Raw genomic sequence first — 15,865 nt, 5'->3', positions numbered from 1 at the left:
GGGCGCATGACCGACCCGACCTCCCTGCCCAACTTCATGCCGAGCTCCCCGGAGGGCGTCCCGAACGGGGCCCCGGCGTCCGACACCCCGGTCCGCGACCGCGTCGTCGCGGTCCTCAAGGGTCTCGGGATCGAGGCGAGCATCGACGGCGACGGCGACATCGAGTTCGCGATCGTCGACAACGAGGGCACGAGCACGACGCTGTTCGCCCGCGTCGCGGAGGGCGACCTCGCCGTCGTCCGCTTCTTCGGCCAGTGGCAGCTCGCCGAGCCCGTCTCGCCCGACCGCAACGAGCGCCTCGCCCGGTGCAACGACCTCACGATGCAGCTCAACATCGTCAAGCTCTCGCTCGTGCAGGAGAGCCTCGTCGTCTCGGCCGAGCACGTCATCACGCCGAACGCCGACCTCGACATCCTCGTGCCGCTCTCGGTCAACCACATCCTGCAGAGCGTCGGCTTCTTCTTCCAGTCCTGGCTGCCGACGGACGCCGTGTCGCCGGGCGAGGCCTGATGGGCGAGCTCGTCCGGCTCGAGGTCGAGGACGGCATCGGCACGATCCGCCTCGACCGGCCGAAGATGAACGCCCTCAACATCCAGGTCCAGGAGGAGATCCGGGCCGCCGCGGGTGAGGCCGCCGAGCGCCCCGACGTCAAGGCCGTCATCGTCTACGGCGGCGAGCGCGTCTTCGCGGCCGGGGCCGACATCAAGGAGATGCAGGCCATGTCGTACACCGACATGGTCGACCGCTCGGCGCCGCTCTCCTCCTCGATCACCGCGGTCGCCCGCATCCCGAAGCCCGTCATCGCGGCGGTCACCGGGTACGCGCTCGGCGGCGGCTGCGAGCTCGCGCTCGCGTGCGACTTCCGCGTCGTGGCCGACGACGCGAAGCTCGGCCAACCCGAGATCCTCCTCGGCATCATCCCGGGCGCCGGTGGGACGCAACGACTTTCGCGGCTCGTGGGCGCCTCTCGTGCGAAGGAGATCATCCTGTCCGGCCGGTTCGTCGACGCGCAGGAGGCCCTCGCCATCGGCCTGGCCGACCGCGTGGTGCCGGCGGCCGACGTGTACACCGCGGCGCGTGAGTGGGCGGCCACCTTCGTCGGTGGGCCGACGTACGCCGTCCGCGCGGCCAAGGAGGCCATCGACCGGGGCCTCGAGGTGGACCTCGAGACCGGCCTGGAGATCGAGCGGATGCTCTTCGCCGGGCTCTTCGGCACGCGTGACCGCGAGATCGGCATGACCTCGTTCGTCGAGCAGGGTCCGGGCAAGGCGCAGTTCGAAGGCCGGTGACCCACCGGTGCCACAGCCGCTGGACGTCCTCGTGTTCTACGCGCCCGTCGGGTCGACCGAGGACGTCCTCGCGGCCCTCTTCGCCGCTGGCGCGGGGGCCGTGGGGGACTACACGGAGTGCGCCTGGTACGTCGAGGGCACGGGGCAGTTCCGGCCGGGCCCCGGCGCCGTACCGGCGATCGGTGCGGTCGGCCACCTCGAGACGCTGCGCGAGCACCGCGTCGAGGTCACCTTCCCGCGTGACCGGCGGGCCGCCGTCGTCGCGGCGTTGCGCGCCGCCCACCCGTACGAGGAGCCGGCCTTCCACGTCGTCGAGACGGGCGCCGTCTGAGCGGCGCACCGCCGTCCGGCGCAGGCCGGTGGGGTGCCGTGTTGGCCGGCGGGTGGTGAGTGTCACGCCCGCCGCGTGGTGAGTAAGCGGTTGCTCAGTGAGAGGATGACGCCAGTGCCGGAGCGACTCCGGCAGCTCCATCCACGCAACGGAAGAGGACGTTCACCCATGAACATCGTCGTCTGTGTCAAGTACGTGCCGGACGCGCAGGCCGAGCGCACGTTCGACGCATCGGACAGCACGACCGACCGTGAGAACGTCGACGGTCTGTTGTCCGAGCTGGACGAGTACGCCGTCGAGGAGGCGCTCAAGATCGTCGAGGCGGGTGAGGGCGAGGTGACCGTGGTGACCGTGGGCCCGGACCGGGCCGCCGACGCCGTCAAGAAGGCGCTGCAGATGGGCGCCGACAAGGGCGTGCACGTCAACGACGCGGCGATCCACGGCTCCGACGCGGCGGCGACGTCGCTGGTGCTGGCCGAGGCGGTCAGGAAGCTCGGCGAGGTCGACCTGGTCGTGACCGGGATGGCCAGCACGGACGGCACGATGGGCGTGGTCCCGACGATGCTGGCCGAGCGGCTCGGGCTGCCGGCGGTGACGTACGCGTCCGAGCTGAGCGTCGAGGGCCGCGGCACGGGCGGCACCGGTGGCACGGTCACGGCCCGCCGCGACGGGGATGCCTCGACGCAGACGATCACGGCCACGCTGCCGGCGTTGGTGTCGGTGACCGACCAGATCAACGAGCCCCGCTACCCCTCGTTCAAGGGGATCATGGCGGCCAAGAAGAAGCCGGTCGAGCAGTGGACGCTGGCCGACCTGGGCATCGACCCGGCGCGGGTGGGGCTGGAGGCGGCCTGGACCCGGGTCGAGTCGTTCGCCGCGCGGCCGCCGCGTACCCAGGGCCAGATCGTCACCGACGAGGGCGACGGCGGCAGCAAGCTGGCCGCGTTCCTGTCCGAGCGCAAGTTCGTCTGACCGACCCCCAGCCACAGAAGGGAACCCACGAACCATGGCTGAAGTTCTCGTGCTCGTCGACCACGTCGAGGGCAAGGTTCGCAAGACGACCTCGGAGCTGTTGACGATCGCGCGTCGTCTCGGTGAGCCGTCGGCGGTCTTCGTCGGGGCCGGCTTCGACGCGGCCCGGGAGACGCTGGCCCGCTACGGCGCGGAGAAGGTGTACCGGGTCGAGGCGCCGGAGGTGCTCGAGCACCTGGTCGTGCCGCAGGCCGAGCTGCTGGCGCAGCTGGTCGGCAAGCTGACCCCGGCGGCGGTGCTGGTGCCCTCCTCGCCGGAGGGCAAGGAGATCGCGGCCCGGGTGGCGATCAGGACCGAGTCGGGCCTGGTCACCGACGCCGTGGACGTGCAGGCCGCCGACGGTGGCGGGGTGGTGACGACGCAGTCGGTGTTCGCCGGGTCGTACACGGTCACCGCGACGGTGACGCAGGGCACGCCGATCGTCGCGGTGAAGCCGAACTCGGCCACGCCCGAGGAGGCCCCGGCGGCCGCGGCCGACGAGGTGCTCGACTTCACCCCGTCCGAGGCCGCCAAGGGAGCCCGGATCACCGAGTCCAAGCCGAAGCAGGCCACCGGCCGTCCGGAGCTGACCGAGGCCGCGATCGTGGTGTCCGGTGGCCGCGGCACCGGGGGTGACTTCTCCCCGGTCGAGGACTTCGCCGACAGCCTCGGCGCGGCCGTCGGCGCGTCCCGCGCGGCGGTCGATGCCGGCTGGTACCCGCACACCAGCCAGGTCGGGCAGACCGGCAAGCAGGTCAGCCCGCAGCTGTACGTCGCGTGCGGGATCTCCGGGGCGATCCAGCACCGGGCCGGGATGCAGACCTCCAAGACCATCGTGGCGGTCAACAAGGACAACGAGGCCCCGATCTTCGAGCTGGTCGACTTCGGCGTCGTCGGGGACCTGTTCACCGTGCTGCCCCAGGCCACCGAGGCGATCAAGGCCGCCAAGGGCTGACCACCGGCGCACCGAGGACGAGGGCCCCCGACCGTGCGGTCGGGGGCCCTCGTCGTCGCGGCGGATACCGCCGGGCAGGAGAAGCCTGGGCTCAGGCGACGGCCTCCCCGGGGCCCTGCTCGTCACGCACCACCCGCGAGGACGTGCGGGCCCAGCTCGAGAGCCGCTCCCGGTTCGCGACGTACCGCCGCCCGCCGGAGCCGAACGCCCACCACGGGGCCTGCAGGGCCTCGCACGGAAGCCTCGTCAGCCGCTCCGACCCGCGCCGGAACTCGACGCGTCCGGTGCTCGACACCCGACGCACGAGCCGCCGCTCGACGGTCGTCGAAGAGAGCATGTTGTGGACCCGCAGCTCGTCCCGGCGCAGGTCGACGCGAGCCCGCCACGCGCGCACCGCGAGGACCAGCGCCGACGTGAGGCACACGGCGAGGGCCGCCGGCGCGGGCACCGCCGGGAGGTACCGCTCGAGCAGCCGGGCCACGAAGTAGCCGATGACCGGGCAGGCGAGCGCCGTCACGACGCGGTGCCAGGTCGGGGCCTGCAGCGTGCTGCCTCCGGTGTCCTCGTGCGAGCCACCCATGCCGCCGATGATAGGCGGCGAGCCCGCGGGCGCCCGAGCGCCGGCCCCCGACGGTCGTCGCGGAACCACCGGGCCACGGAGCCCCCCGGGGTGGGGTCGGGGGGCTCCGCGGCGTCCGGGGTGGGCGAGTCGCCCGGGCGGGCCGTCTCAGCCACAGGTCGGGCAGGCCAGCCGCCTCAGCGCGTCAGGGCCGCCACCGCCGCGACGACGTCGACGAGCCCGTGGCCCTTGTCGAACGAGGTCGTGCCGCTGCCCTCGGCGTCCGGCTCGTACGCGGCACCGTCGGTGTACTTGTACGCCGACGACTCGAGCGCGGCCTCGACCTGGGCGGGCGTGGCTGCCGGGTCGGCCTGGAACAGCTGCGCGACGATGCCGGAGATGTGTGGCGTGGCCATCGACGTGCCGCTGATGGTGTTGTAGTCGCCGCCGTCGCGCGGGTCGCCGCCGGAGGTGCAGATCGGAAGGTAGATCCGGCACGAGGACGTGATCCCCTCGCCCGGTGCGGAGATGTCGGGGTAGCTCGACAGCTGTCCGCGCTTGCCGCGGGAGCTGAAGGTGCTGACCGTGCCGTCACGGGTGCCGGAGTCGTGGTCGTTGTAGGAGGCGACCGAGAGGATCCCCGGGGTGGGGTCCTGTCCGGGCGGGTTGGACAGGTTGGCCGAGCCGTCGCCGCCGTCGTTGCCGTTGGCCCAGACGGTGACCACGCCCTCCCGGACGAGGGCCCGCTGGAGCTTGACCGTCGCGGAGTTCGGGTCGAGCTCGCCGCCGCCGGACGGTCCGTACGAGTTGCTGGTGACCTTGATCGGGGGGCAGGTGCTCGCGGGGACGCCCGCACCGCACGGGGCCGCGTGGTGCTCCAGCACCCAGTTGAGGGCGGAGTCGGCGCCGACGATGAACAGGACCGCGCCGGTGCTCAGGCTGACGAGGCTCGCGCCCGGCGCCGCGCCGTGCATCCTCGTCCCGTCCGACAGGGTGACGTCGCGGCCGGCGACGATGCCGTTGACGTGCATGCCGTGGCCGCCGACCGAGAGCAGGTCGGTGTCGAGGCTGCCGGCGTCGACCGGCTGGCACGGCAGGACCTCGAGCGGGTCGCACACCACCTTGAGGTTCTTGACGACGGCCGAGCTGCCGTCCGGGTTGCGCAGGAACGGGTGGCTGGGGTCGACGCCGGAGTCGATGACCGCGACGCTGACTCCCGAACCGTCGAGGGGCCTGCCGTTCGCGCCGGTCAGGGTGGCGCGCGCCTCCGAGCCGCGCGTCGCCGTGTTCGACGTCGACAGGTACAGGCTGATCGGCTCGTTGCCCTCGACGTAGGTGACGCCGGGCGCGGCGCGCACGGCCGCGATCTGCGCCGGCAGGCCTGCGGCGACGACGACCCCGATCTTGTCGAAGCTCTCACGGACGGCGAGGCCGGAGGCCGTCGCGGCGCGGCGGGCGGTGGCGACGTCGGAACCGTGGACGAGGACCGTCGTCGGCCGCAGGCTCGACAGGCTGGGCCACTGCCGGGCGAGCCAGGGGGACAGCGGAGCGAGGCCCGTCGTGCCCGTCGCGGCGCCGAGCGTGGACAGGCCTGCGGTGGCCTCGGACGCGCCGGAGGCGCCCGCGGAGCCGGCGCCGGCCAGCCCGGTGGCGACGAGGGCGAGCGTGCCGACGCCTGCGGCGACGGCGGTGCGGAGGCGGGTTCTGGTCGTGCCGAGCATGGTTCCCTCTCTGCCGGGGCCGACGCCCACGGTGGCGGCGACCTGTCCCGTCAACGAGACGTCGGTGGCGCAGGTTACGGTCGGTAGCCGCGTCGTGGGCGCGTCGTGGGCGCGTCGTGGGCGCGTCGTGGGCGCGGGCGGGCGGGGGAGCGGCACGCCCTAGAATCGTGCGGTGACCGCGTACCTGGACCATGCCGCGACGACGCCGATGCTGCCGGCGGCGCTCGACGCGATGACCCGCCAGCTCGCGGTCGTGGGCAACCCGTCCTCCCTGCACCGCACGGGTCGTGAGGCGCGGCGGGCTGTCGAGGAGTCCAGGGAACGCATCGCCCGGGCGCTCGGGGCGCGGCCCTCGGAGGTCGTCTTCACCTCCGGCGGCACCGAGTCGGACAACCTCGCGCTCAAGGGCACCTTCTGGGCCCGGCGGGACGCCGACCCCGCACGCGTCCGACTGCTCGTCGGGGTCACCGAGCACCACGCGGTCCTCGACTGCGTCGACTTCCTCGTCGCGCACGAGGGCGCCAAGGTGACCTGGCTCGAGTGCACGCCCGAGGGGTTCGTCGAGCCGGCCACGCTGCGCCGCGCCGTCGAACAGGACCCGGGGTCCGTCGCGCTCGTGTCGGTCATGTGGGCCAACAACGAGGTCGGCACCGTCCAGGACGTCCCGGCGCTGGCCGCCGTCGCCCGCGAGTTCGGCATCCCGTTCCACACCGACGCGGTCCAGGCGGCGGGGCACGTGCCGGTCGACTTCGCCGCGAGCGGGGCCGACCTCATGTCGGTGACGGCGCACAAGCTCGGTGGCCCGATCGGCGTCGGGGCCCTGGTCGTGCGGCGCGATGCCACGCTCGTGCCGTTGACGCACGGCGGCGGGCAGGAGCGGCAGGTCCGCTCGGGCACCCTCGATGCCCCGGCCATCGTCGGCTTCGCCACGGCACTGACCGCCGCGGTCGAGTCGATGGACGCCGAGGCGCAGCGGCTCGTGGCCCTGCGCGACGCCATCCTCGAGCGCGCCATGGAGGTGGCCCCCGACGTCCGGCCGACCGGTTTCTGGGAGCCCGGTGACTCCTCCCGGCGCCTGCCGGGGAACGCGCACCTGCTCGTGCCCGGCTGTGACGGCGACTCGCTGCTCTACCTGCTCGACGCCGCGGGCGTCGCCTGCTCGACCGGGTCGGCGTGCCAGGCCGGGGTGCCGCAGCCGAGCCACGTCCTGCTCGCCATGGGCATCGAGGAGTCCGACGCTCGCGGTGCGCTGCGCCTGACCCTCGGACACACCTCGACCGAGGCCGACGTCGACGCGTTCCTCGCCGCCCTGCCGGCGGCGCTGGACCGGGCCCGGAGGGCTCGCGAGGCGACGTCATGAGGGTCGTCGCGGCGATGAGCGGCGGCGTCGACTCGGCCGTCGCCGCCGCCCGCATGCTCGATGCGGGACACGAGGTCGTCGGCGTGCACCTGGCGCTGAGCCAGAGCGCCGCGACGCTGCGGGAGTCCGCGCGCGGCTGCTGCACCATCGAGGACGCGGGTGACGCGCGCCGGGTCGCCGACGTGCTCGGCATCCCGTTCTACGTGTGGGACATGGCCGAGCGGTTCCGGCGCGACGTCGTCGACGACTTCCGCGCCGAGTACGCCGCGGGGCGCACGCCCAACCCGTGCCTGCGCTGCAACGAGCGCATCAAGTTCGCGGCACTGCTCGACAAGGCGCTGGCGCTCGGGTTCGACGCCGTGGCGACCGGTCACTACGCCCGGATCGTCGAGGTGCCGGACGCTGCGGGCGGGACGCGCCGCGAGCTGCACCGGGCCGTCGACGCGGCCAAGGACCAGAGCTACGTCCTCGGCGTGCTCGAGGCCGACCAGCTGGCGCGCTCCTTCTTCCCGCTCGGTGACACGACGAAGCCGGACATCCGTCGTGAGGCGGCCGAGCGGGGGTTCTACGTCGCGAACAAGCCGGACAGCCACGACATCTGCTTCATCGCCGACGGCGACACCCGTGGGTGGCTGACGCGCGAGCTCGGCGAGGCGCCCGGCGAGATCGTGGACACCTCCGGTGCCGTCGTCGGCGAGCACCGGGGGGCGTTCGCGTACACCGTCGGCCAGCGTCGCGGCCTGGCGCTCGGGCGGCCGGCGGCCGACGGGCAGCCCCGCTACGTCGTGGAGGTGCGTCCGGAGAGCAACCGGGTCGTCGTCGGCACGGCCGACCTGCTCGGCGTCAACGCGATGAGCGGTCGGCACGCACGCTGGTGCGGCCCCGCGCCGCACGGCGTCGTCCGCGTCGGCGCGCAGGTGCGCGCCCACGGCGAGGAGCACCGGGCCATCGCGTGGGCGGAGGGTGACACCGTCGAGGTGCGCCTCGACGAGCGCATCCGTGGGGTCGCACCGGGGCAGTCGGTCGTGCTCTACGACGGTTCCCGGGTCATCGGGTCGGCGACCATCGCCTCCTCGCGCCTCGAGCGCGAGCCGGTCGGCTGACCTCGCGTGCCGGTCAGTGCACCGACCGGGACCACGTGAGCACCCGCGCGGTCGGGGCGAACCCGATCGCCTCGTAGATGCGACGCGGCCCCGGGTGGTCGTCGTCGCCGCGCGGCGTCACCTGTGCGACGCGGCCGCCGACGTCGCGCAGGGCGTGCAGGGCCGCCAGCGTCACGGCGCCGGCCAGGCCGCGGCCGCGGTGTGCCGGGACGCAGCCGACGGGCTCCACGAGGCCGGCGCCGGTCTCGGGGTCCAGCCACACGAGGGCCGAGGCCACCATCGCCCCCGCCGCGTCGACGGCGACCCAGTCGAGGTCGGGACGGTAGGGCCAGGTGCGCATGAGCTGGGCATAGGCGAGCGCGTCCACCCGGGATGGCGCGTCGTCCGACCACGACGCGGCGTGCACGGCCGCGCGCGCGGCCGCCTCCTCCGGGCCGACCGCCCGGAACGCGTACCCCCGGACCCTGGGCACCGGCAACAGGTCGGCGAGGTCGAGCGTGTGGTGGGTGAGGAACGGCGCGCCCGGCTGCGGCTCGAACCCGGCGTCGCCGAGCGCGGCCTCGACCGCCGCGTCGCCCTCGACCGCCATGGCCGACTGCTCGTCCGCGTCGCTCCACTCCTCGAACCAGTCGAGGACCTCAGCGGCGACCTCCGGACGGGCCGGGTCGACCTGCAGCTCGAGCCAGTCGGGGCTCTCGGCCCAGCCGAAGGCCACCGTGCGCTCGCCCTCGGCCCAGACCGCCAGGGCCTCTCCCTCGCCGAGGGCCTGCACGTCGACGGGTTCGGAGTACCGGTTCCAGGCCAGCTGCCCCGGGTGGAACCGGCTCGTCGGCGTCCACGTGCGGGAGCACAGGTCCTGCATCGCGCGCAGGTCGCTCGGGCCGGCGAAGTCGCGTCGCATCACCCGGGCCACGCTAGCGCCGGTCGCCGGCCGGGGAGCGGCGGGGGGACCGGCGGGCAGTGGCGCGCGCGGCGCTGGTCGGCAGGCCGATGCGGTGACGCGGACGCGTCCGCCTAGGCTGGCGCAGTGACCCTCGCTTCCGGCATCGGCTCCTGGCCCGGCACGTCGGTCCGCGACGCGCTCCTTCAGGTGCGAGAGCTCCTCGACGGCCAGCTGCCCTACCTGCCCGAGCTGCCCGCGCGGGGCCCGGGCGCGGACATGGTCGGGCGCACCGCCGGGATGCTGGTCGAGCTTCCCGTCGACCTCCAGCCGGCAGGGTGGCGCCTCGTCGACCGGCCGGGCCGCGACGCCGGGCGCACCGCCGCGTTCCTGCGCGAGGACCTCGACGAGCTCGCCGAGGCCTTCGACGGCCACACCGGCCCCCTCAAGGTGCAGGTCGTCGGGCCGTGGACCCTCGCGGCGTCGCTCTGGCTGCCGCGCGGTGAGCGGGCCGTCGTCGACGACGGGGCCTGCCGCGACATCGTGGAGTCCCTCGCCGAGGGGCTGCGGGTGCACGTCGAGGCGGTCCGGCGACTCGTACCCGGTGCCGAGCTCGTCGTCCAGGTCGACGAACCGTCCCTGCCCACCGTCCTCGCCGGGCGTCTGCCCACCGTCTCGGGCTTCGGCCGGCTGCCCTCGCTCGACCCGCAGGTGGCCGAGGACGGTCTGCGCACGGTCCTCGAGGCGGCAGCGGCGGTGGCCGGCGGCCGCACCGTCGTCCACTGCTGCGCCGTCGACCCGCCGCTGCCCCTCCTGCGGGCCGCGGGTGCCGCGAGCCTGTCGCTCGACACGAGCCTGCTCGGCCCGCGCGGGTGGGAGGGCGTCGCCGTCGCGGTCGAGGACGGCGTGCGGCTGCACGCGGGTGCGGTCCCGACCGACGGCTCCCGGCTGCGGGTCGCCGAGGTCACCGACCGTGTCGAGTCCGCGTGGCGGCGCGTCGGGCTACCGGTCGCCGACCTGGCCGACGTCGTCGTCAGCCCCGCGTGCGGGCTCGCCGGCGCAGCGCCGGACCTGGCCCGCCGCATCCAGCGGGCCGCCGTCGACGCGTCGCGCGAGCTGGCCGAACGCGCCGCCGGCTGACCGGAGGCGTCAGGACCTCAGAGGGCCGAGCCCTTGAGCCAGGTGCTCCAGCTGAGGTTCCAGTCGGCGTAGCCGTTGCCCATCGTCATGCCACGGTTGGTCCCCGTGGTCTCGACGACGTCACCGATGATCGTGTGCTCGTACATCCACTTGCCGTTGGCGTCGCTCATGCCGGTGCAGCCGTGGCTGACGTTGCGCTCGCCCTGGTCGGCGACCGACCACGGGGCGGTGTGGAGGAACTCGCCGGAGTTCGTGACGCGCATCGCGTACTTGACGGGGGTGTCGGCGTAGTAGTTGGGGTCGTCCTTCTTCAGGCCGATGGTCTCGGCGCGCATCGTGATGTTGGTCTGCTTGTCCATGATGACCTTGACACCCGACCGCGTCGTGAAGCCGGGGCGGCCGCCGGTGACGGGGATCCGCTTGGTCCACCGGCCGTTGATGTAGACGTCCATCTGGTCGGTCTTGAGGTTGACCTTGGCCACGAGGGCGCGACCGATGGTGAAGTCGGACGTGCGCGACATCTGGCCGAAGCGGTCGTTGCCCGCGGGGACACCGTTGAGGTCGGCCTCGACATGGACCTTCGTACCGGGCTTCCAGTACGTCTTCGGCCGCCAGTGCACCTCGGTCGAGCTGAGCCAGTACCACGAGCCGGACTGCGCCGGCTGCGTCGTGACCTTCATGTGCTTCTCGAAGCTGGCCTTGTCGGTGACGGGCAGGTCGAAGCGGACGACGACGGGCATGCCGATGCCAACCGTGCCGCCGTCACGGGGGGAGACCGCGACGTAGACCTGGTCGTCCAGGGAGAGGTCGGCCGTGCGGAACGTGCGGGTGACCTCGGTCGTCTGGCCGTCGGCGTCCTTGGCCTCGAGCTTGAGCGTGTACTTGACGCCGGGCTCGAGCAGGTCGCCCGCGGTCCACGTACCACCCGACAGGGTGCCGTCGACGGAGATGCGGTTGCCCTTCTTGCTCTTGTACGACAGGGTCGCCCCGGTCAGCGTGCCCTTCTGGGCGGAAGCCTCGACGCGGGTGTCGACGGCGACGTCGGTGGCGTCGTCGTCAGGTGTGGTCGTGAAGACGACGGCCTCGGTGGTCGGGCTGGGCGCGGCGTCGCTCGTCCGGCCCGGGGCCGAGGTTCCGGAGGCAGCCGGATTGGTGTTGTCCGCCGTGGCCGAGGCGTTGCAGGCGGTGACGCCGAGCATGGCGAGGACCGCCAGGCCCGAGACGACGGCGGAACGGACGTTCGACTTCACGCGTGTGTACCCCTTGAGACGGTGCCGGCGTCCCCGGGGCGGAACGGGGACGGCACGTCGATAGTGACCCGCGACCAGTGTCGCCGAAACGGGGCGATACTCCAAAACGTGTGGCGAGTCCAGCGCCCGCGTGTCGCGAACGGCTCGGGAGGGCCGCTCCTGCGACGCGGCGGGTCCGCGGCAGGACCGCTCAGGCGGGGGTCTGCGGACGCACCTCGCGCCGGAGGATCTTGCCCGTCGGCCCCTTCGGCAGCTCGGGCAGCAGCCACAGCCGGCGCGGGTACTTGTATGCCGCGAGCCGCTCCTTGACGTACGCCTGCACGTCGTCGAGCGTCGCCGTCGACCCGGGACGCAGCACGACGGCGGCTCCGACCTCCTCGCCCATGAGGTCGTCCGGTACGCCGACGACGGCCGCCTCGAGCACGTCGGGGTGGGTGTACAGCACCTCCTCGACCTCGCGCGGGTAGACGTTGAGGCCGCCGCGGATGATGAGGTCCTTCTTGCGGTCGACGATCGTGAAGTAGCCCTCGTCGTCGACGGTCGCGAGGTCACCGGAGCGGAACCAGCCGTCGGGGATCGCCTCGGCCGTCGCGTCGGGCCGGTTCCAGTAGCCCTTCATGATGTTCTCGCCCCGGATCGCGATCTCGCCGATCTCGCCTGCCGGCGTGTCGTTGCCCTCGATGTCGACGAGCTTCATCTCGCACCCGGGGATGGCGCGGCCGATGGTGCCGGGCTTCGTCGGCTTGTCGGGCATGTTGAACGAGGCGACCGGGGAGGTCTCCGACAGCCCGTAGCCCTCGAGGATCCGGCAGCCGAACCTCTTCTCGAAGCTGCGCATCACCTCGGCCGGCATGGCGGACCCGCCGGACACGCAGGTGCGCAGGCTCGAGGTGTCCGCACGGTCGGCGTCGGGGTGGTTGAGGATCGCGGCGTACATCGTGGGCACGCCCTGGAAGATCGTCACGCGGTCGCGGCCGATGACCTCGATCGCCTTGGCCGGGTCGAACCGGGGGATGAGGGTGAGGGTGCAGCCGCGCTGGACCGCGGTGTTGAGCCCGCACGTCAGCCCGAACACGTGGAACAGGGGCAGGCAGCCCATGATGACGTCGTCCTCGGTCATCTGCATGACGTCGCTCGCGGACACCTCGGCGTTGCGGTGCAGGTTGAAGTGGGTCAGCTCGGCGCCCTTCGGCTTGCCCGTCGTGCCGCTGGTGTAGAGGATCACCGCCGTGTCGTCGTCGGCGCGGTCCACCGGGTCGGTCAGCGGCGGCGCTGCCTCCAGCTGGCCCTCGGCCGGGCCCATCGGACCGCACAGGACGACGCGGGTGCCGGTCTCGGCGGCCGCCTTGCCCGCCTCCTCGGCGAAGTCGGGCCAGACGAGGCTGAGCCCGGCACCGCTGTCCTCGTAGTAGTACTGGATCTCGCCGGCCTTGAGGAGCGGGTTCATCGGCACGACGACGCCGCCGGCGAGAAGGGTCCCGTAGAACGCGACGGGGTAGGCCGGCACGTTCGGCAGGATGAGGCTGACGCGGTCGCCGGGTTCGAGTCCTGCGGCACGCAGCTGCCCGGCCACCTGACCGGCTGCCGCGAGCAGCGCCGACCATGTCACCTCGAGCTGGTCGAGCTTGATCCCCGTCTTGTCGGGAAGCCGACCGGCGGTGGCGACGAGGGCGGCGGCGAGGTTGGTCATCGGTGCTCCTTTGCAGCGCAGGCGTGCCGCCATTGTTACCCGCCGGTCCGTCGCTGAACAGGGCTTCGGCTGGGCTGTGGGCGTCGTCTCGTGCGCAGCCCCCTGGCGTGCCATGACCCCTGGCGTGTCGCACCCGGCTGGCAGGATGGGCGGGTGAGCGACACCACCGGAAAGACCGCCGGCTCGACGCCGGTCACCGACGACGTCCCCACCACGATCCACCAGGAGTGGACCGAGCTCGCCGAGGAGGCGTCCGCCGCCCAGTTCGCCTACCACGTCAAGGACGCGCCGACGATCAGCGACGGCGAGTACGACTCGATCATGCGGCGCCTCAACGCGATCGAGGACGAGTACCCGTCGCTGCGGACGCCCGAGAGCCCGACCCAGAACGTCGGCGGTGCCGCGTTCGCCACGGGGTTCGAGACCGTCGACCACCTCGAGCGGATGCTCAGCCTGGACAACGCGTTCTCCTTCGAGGAGCTGCGGGCCTGGGCCGAGCGCGTCGAGCGGGAGGTCGGCACCGGCGCCCACTTCCTCACCGAGCTCAAGATCGACGGGCTGGCCGTCAACCTGCTCTACGAGGGCGGACGGCTGACCCGGGCGCTGACCCGCGGTGACGGGCGCACCGGCGAGGACGTCACGAACAACGTACGCACCATCGCCACGATCCCCGAGCGACTCTCGGGCGACGCCGTCCCCGACCTCGTCGAGGTGCGCGGCGAGGTGTTCTTCCCGGTCCTCGCCTTCGCCGACCTCAACGCGGCCCTCGTCGAGGCGGGCAAGGCGCCGTTCGCCAACCCGCGCAACGCCGCCGCCGGCTCGCTGCGGCAGAAGGACCCCAAGGTCACCGCCTCGCGGCCACTGCGGATGCTCGTCCACGGCATCGGGGCACGCCGGGGGTTCGACGTGTCCCGGCAGAGCGAGGCGTACGAGCGCATGCGCTCGTGGGGCCTGCCGACGTCCGACCAGGTGCGGGTGCTGCCCGACGTCGACGCCGTGGAGGAGTTCGTCACCTACCACGGCGAGCACCGCCACGACGGCCTCCACGAGATCGACGGCATCGTCGTCAAGGTCGACGAGGTCCCCCTCCAGCGCCAGCTCGGGTCCACCTCGCGGGCACCACGGTGGGCCATCGCCTTCAAGTACCCGCCGGAGGAGGTCAACACCAAGCTGCTCGACATCCGCGTCAACGTCGGGCGCACGGGCCGGGTGACTCCCTACGGCGTCATGGAGCCGGTCGTCGTGGCGGGCTCCACCGTCGAGCAGGCGACCCTCCACAACATGCACGAGGTCAGGCGCAAGGGTGTCCTCATCGGAGACACCGTCGTGCTGCGCAAGGCCGGCGACGTCATCCCCGAGATCGTCGGACCCGTCGTCGACCTGCGCGACGGGTCCGAGCGCGAGTTCGTCATGCCGACGCACTGCCCCTCCTGCGGCACCGTGCTCGCGCCCGAGAAGGAGGGGGACAAGGACATCCGCTGCCCCAACTCCCGCGCCTGCCCGAGCCAGCTGCGCGAGCGGGTCTTCGGTCTGGCCTCGCGTGGCGGCCTCGACATCGAGGCCCTCGGCTGGGAGGCCTCGATCGCGCTGACCGACCCCGAGTTCGACCGGCCCGACGAGGCGGACGCCGAGGGCGTCCCGCGCTCCGAGCCGGTGCTGCCCGGCGAGGCGGGCCTGTTCGACCTGAGGCCCGAGGACCTGCGCGACGTCACCGTCTGGCGACGGCGCAAGGTCAAGGGCGTGCCCGGGCCGTGGCAGAAGGAGCTGTACTTCTTCACCAAGCCCACCGCGAAGGTGCCGTCGAAACCGCGCGCCAACACCGAGGTGCTCTTCGCCGAGCTCGAGAAGGCCAAGACGCAGCCGCTGTGGCGGGTGCTCGTCGCGCTGTCCATCCGCCACGTCGGACCCACCGCCGCCCGCGCGCTCGCCTCGCACTTCCGGTCGATGGACGCCATCCGCGCGGCTGCGCGCGAGGAGCTGGCAGAGGTCGAGGGCGTCGGCGGTGTCATCGCGGACGCCGTCATCGACTGGTTCGCGGTGGACTGGCACCGCGAGATCGTCGAGCGCTGGGCCGCAGCAGGGGTGCGCATGCGGGACGAGGTGGACGCCTCGGCCCCGCGGACGCTCGAGGGCAAGACGGTCGTCGTCACCGGCTCGCTCGAGGGGTTCTCCCGGGACGAGACCAAGGAGGCGATCATCAGCCGCGGCGGCAAGGCGGCCGGCTCGGTCTCGAAGAAGACCGACTTCGTCGTCGTCGGCGCCAACGCCGGGTCGAAGGCCGCCAAGGCCGAGGAGCTCGGCCTACCGGTCCTCGACGAGGACGGGTTCCGACGGCTCCTAGAGACGGGCTCGCCCGACTGACCAGGCCTCGGCCTCGCTGCCCACGGCACGGTTCTCGAAGGCGGGTTGCTCGGGTGAAGCTGGGGCCATGAACGGCGCAATCGACTTGTCGCTCAACGACGTTCGGATGTGCACAGCTCTGGTCCGCAAGGCCCCGCTGGCGGGGGGGGGGGGGGGGGGGGGGGGGGGGGGGGGGGGGGGGGGGGGGGGGGGGGGGGGGGGGGGGGGGGGGGGGG

15 protein-coding genes are annotated in these 15,865 nt (G+C 73.1%); 9 read left to right on the top strand and 6 right to left on the bottom strand.

Translation table 11 applies throughout. The annotated features are described in order from the left end of the window. Positions 1 to 6: 6 nt before the first annotated feature. The 5 genes from ACPYOM_RS02020 (at position 7) to ACPYOM_RS02000 (ending at position 3,586) form a co-directional block, all read left to right on the top strand. Positions 7 to 510, top strand: coding sequence for a type III secretion system chaperone family protein (locus ACPYOM_RS02020; RefSeq protein WP_481339399.1), 504 nt, complete (start codon positions 7 to 9; stop codon positions 508 to 510). Then, complete coding sequence (locus ACPYOM_RS02015) at positions 510 to 1,289, top strand: enoyl-CoA hydratase/isomerase family protein (protein ID WP_481339401.1); 780 nt, start codon at positions 510 to 512, stop codon at positions 1,287 to 1,289. Before ACPYOM_RS02020 ends, ACPYOM_RS02015 begins: the two co-directional genes overlap by 1 nt. A 7-nt stretch (positions 1,290 to 1,296) precedes the next feature. After that, positions 1,297 to 1,620, top strand: coding sequence for a hypothetical protein (locus ACPYOM_RS02010; RefSeq protein ID WP_481344701.1), 324 nt, complete (start codon positions 1,297 to 1,299; stop codon positions 1,618 to 1,620). Between the two features lie 168 nt (positions 1,621 to 1,788). Further along, complete coding sequence (locus tag ACPYOM_RS02005; protein ID WP_481344700.1) at positions 1,789 to 2,592, top strand: electron transfer flavoprotein subunit beta/FixA family protein; 804 nt, start codon at positions 1,789 to 1,791, stop codon at positions 2,590 to 2,592. 34 nt (positions 2,593 to 2,626) lie between these two features. After that, positions 2,627 to 3,586: an electron transfer flavoprotein subunit alpha/FixB family protein gene (locus ACPYOM_RS02000; protein ID WP_481339407.1), complete on the top strand. Its 960-nt coding sequence runs from the start codon at positions 2,627 to 2,629 to the stop codon at positions 3,584 to 3,586. Positions 3,587 to 3,677: 91 nt separating this feature from the next. On the opposite strand, the gene ACPYOM_RS01995 is transcribed toward ACPYOM_RS02000, so the two are convergent. Both ACPYOM_RS01995 and ACPYOM_RS01990 read right to left on the bottom strand, forming a co-directional pair. Continuing rightward, on the bottom strand, positions 3,678 to 4,166 hold the full coding sequence (locus ACPYOM_RS01995; protein WP_481339409.1) for a hypothetical protein: 489 nt from the start codon (positions 4,164 to 4,166) through the stop codon (positions 3,678 to 3,680). 176 nt (positions 4,167 to 4,342) lie between these two features. Continuing rightward, positions 4,343 to 5,866: a S8 family serine peptidase gene (locus ACPYOM_RS01990; protein WP_481344699.1), complete on the bottom strand. Its 1,524-nt coding sequence runs from the start codon at positions 5,864 to 5,866 to the stop codon at positions 4,343 to 4,345. Positions 5,867 to 6,038: 172 nt separating this feature from the next. Between ACPYOM_RS01990 and ACPYOM_RS01985 the strand changes: the two genes are divergently transcribed. Both ACPYOM_RS01985 and mnmA read left to right on the top strand, forming a co-directional pair. Continuing rightward, positions 6,039 to 7,226 (top strand): cysteine desulfurase family protein, encoded by a 1,188-nt coding sequence (locus ACPYOM_RS01985; protein ID WP_481344698.1) that lies wholly within the window; start codon positions 6,039 to 6,041, stop codon positions 7,224 to 7,226. Beyond that, positions 7,223 to 8,329 (top strand): tRNA 2-thiouridine(34) synthase MnmA, encoded by a 1,107-nt coding sequence (mnmA, locus tag ACPYOM_RS01980; protein ID WP_481339415.1) that lies wholly within the window; start codon positions 7,223 to 7,225, stop codon positions 8,327 to 8,329. Before ACPYOM_RS01985 ends, mnmA begins: the two co-directional genes overlap by 4 nt. A 13-nt stretch (positions 8,330 to 8,342) precedes the next feature. On the opposite strand, the gene ACPYOM_RS01975 is transcribed toward mnmA, so the two are convergent. Then, a complete protein-coding gene (locus ACPYOM_RS01975) occupies positions 8,343 to 9,230 on the bottom strand; it encodes a GNAT family N-acetyltransferase (protein WP_481344720.1) in 888 nt (295 codons plus the stop codon). A 126-nt stretch (positions 9,231 to 9,356) separates the two neighbouring features. Between ACPYOM_RS01975 and ACPYOM_RS01970 the strand changes: the two genes are divergently transcribed. Beyond that, positions 9,357 to 10,349: a uroporphyrinogen decarboxylase/cobalamine-independent methonine synthase family protein gene (locus ACPYOM_RS01970; RefSeq protein ID WP_481344697.1), complete on the top strand. Its 993-nt coding sequence runs from the start codon at positions 9,357 to 9,359 to the stop codon at positions 10,347 to 10,349. A 17-nt stretch (positions 10,350 to 10,366) separates the two neighbouring features. On the opposite strand, the gene ACPYOM_RS01965 is transcribed toward ACPYOM_RS01970, so the two are convergent. Together ACPYOM_RS01965 and ACPYOM_RS01960 are read right to left on the bottom strand one after the other, a co-directional pair. After that, on the bottom strand, positions 10,367 to 11,599 hold the full coding sequence (locus ACPYOM_RS01965; protein WP_481344696.1) for a L,D-transpeptidase: 1,233 nt from the start codon (positions 11,597 to 11,599) through the stop codon (positions 10,367 to 10,369). Between the two features lie 190 nt (positions 11,600 to 11,789). Continuing rightward, on the bottom strand, positions 11,790 to 13,289 hold the full coding sequence (locus ACPYOM_RS01960) for a long-chain-fatty-acid--CoA ligase (RefSeq protein WP_481344695.1): 1,500 nt from the start codon (positions 13,287 to 13,289) through the stop codon (positions 11,790 to 11,792). A gap of 153 nt (positions 13,290 to 13,442) precedes the next feature. On the opposite strand from ACPYOM_RS01960, the gene ligA reads away from it, so the two are divergent. Further along, positions 13,443 to 15,650, top strand: coding sequence for an NAD-dependent DNA ligase LigA (gene ligA, locus ACPYOM_RS01955; RefSeq protein ID WP_481344694.1), 2,208 nt, complete (start codon positions 13,443 to 13,445; stop codon positions 15,648 to 15,650). Here ligA and ACPYOM_RS01950 read toward each other — a convergent pair. After that, a partial coding sequence (locus ACPYOM_RS01950; protein WP_481344693.1) for a hypothetical protein occupies positions 15,627 to 15,865 on the bottom strand: 239 nt, incomplete at its 5' end. The two genes, ligA and ACPYOM_RS01950, sit on opposite strands and share 24 nt — an antisense overlap.

It is taken from the genome of Monashia sp. HAY1-2A, from assembly GCF_056755315.1.
Note: the sequence above shows the minus strand (reverse complement) of the source record. Positions and strands in the feature narration are given on the sequence as shown.

Excerpts from the sequence above, each read along its gene's own strand:
- mnmA (WP_481339415.1), top strand. The coding sequence starts at position 7,223 with ATGAGGGTCGTCGCGGCGATGAGCGGCGGCGTCGACTCGGCCGTCGCC.
- ACPYOM_RS02005 (WP_481344700.1), top strand. The coding sequence starts at position 1,789 with ATGAACATCGTCGTCTGTGTCAAGTACGTGCCGGACGCGCAGGCCGAG.
- ACPYOM_RS02000 (WP_481339407.1), top strand. The coding sequence starts at position 2,627 with ATGGCTGAAGTTCTCGTGCTCGTCGACCACGTCGAGGGCAAGGTTCGC.
- ACPYOM_RS02015 (WP_481339401.1), top strand. The coding sequence starts at position 510 with ATGGGCGAGCTCGTCCGGCTCGAGGTCGAGGACGGCATCGGCACGATC.
- ACPYOM_RS01975 (WP_481344720.1), bottom strand. The coding sequence starts at position 9,230 with ATGCGACGCGACTTCGCCGGCCCGAGCGACCTGCGCGCGATGCAGGAC.
- ACPYOM_RS02020 (WP_481339399.1), top strand. The coding sequence starts at position 7 with ATGACCGACCCGACCTCCCTGCCCAACTTCATGCCGAGCTCCCCGGAG.
- ACPYOM_RS01960 (WP_481344695.1), bottom strand. The coding sequence starts at position 13,289 with ATGACCAACCTCGCCGCCGCCCTCGTCGCCACCGCCGGTCGGCTTCCC.
- ACPYOM_RS01990 (WP_481344699.1), bottom strand. The coding sequence starts at position 5,866 with ATGCTCGGCACGACCAGAACCCGCCTCCGCACCGCCGTCGCCGCAGGC.
- ACPYOM_RS01995 (WP_481339409.1), bottom strand. The coding sequence starts at position 4,166 with ATGGGTGGCTCGCACGAGGACACCGGAGGCAGCACGCTGCAGGCCCCG.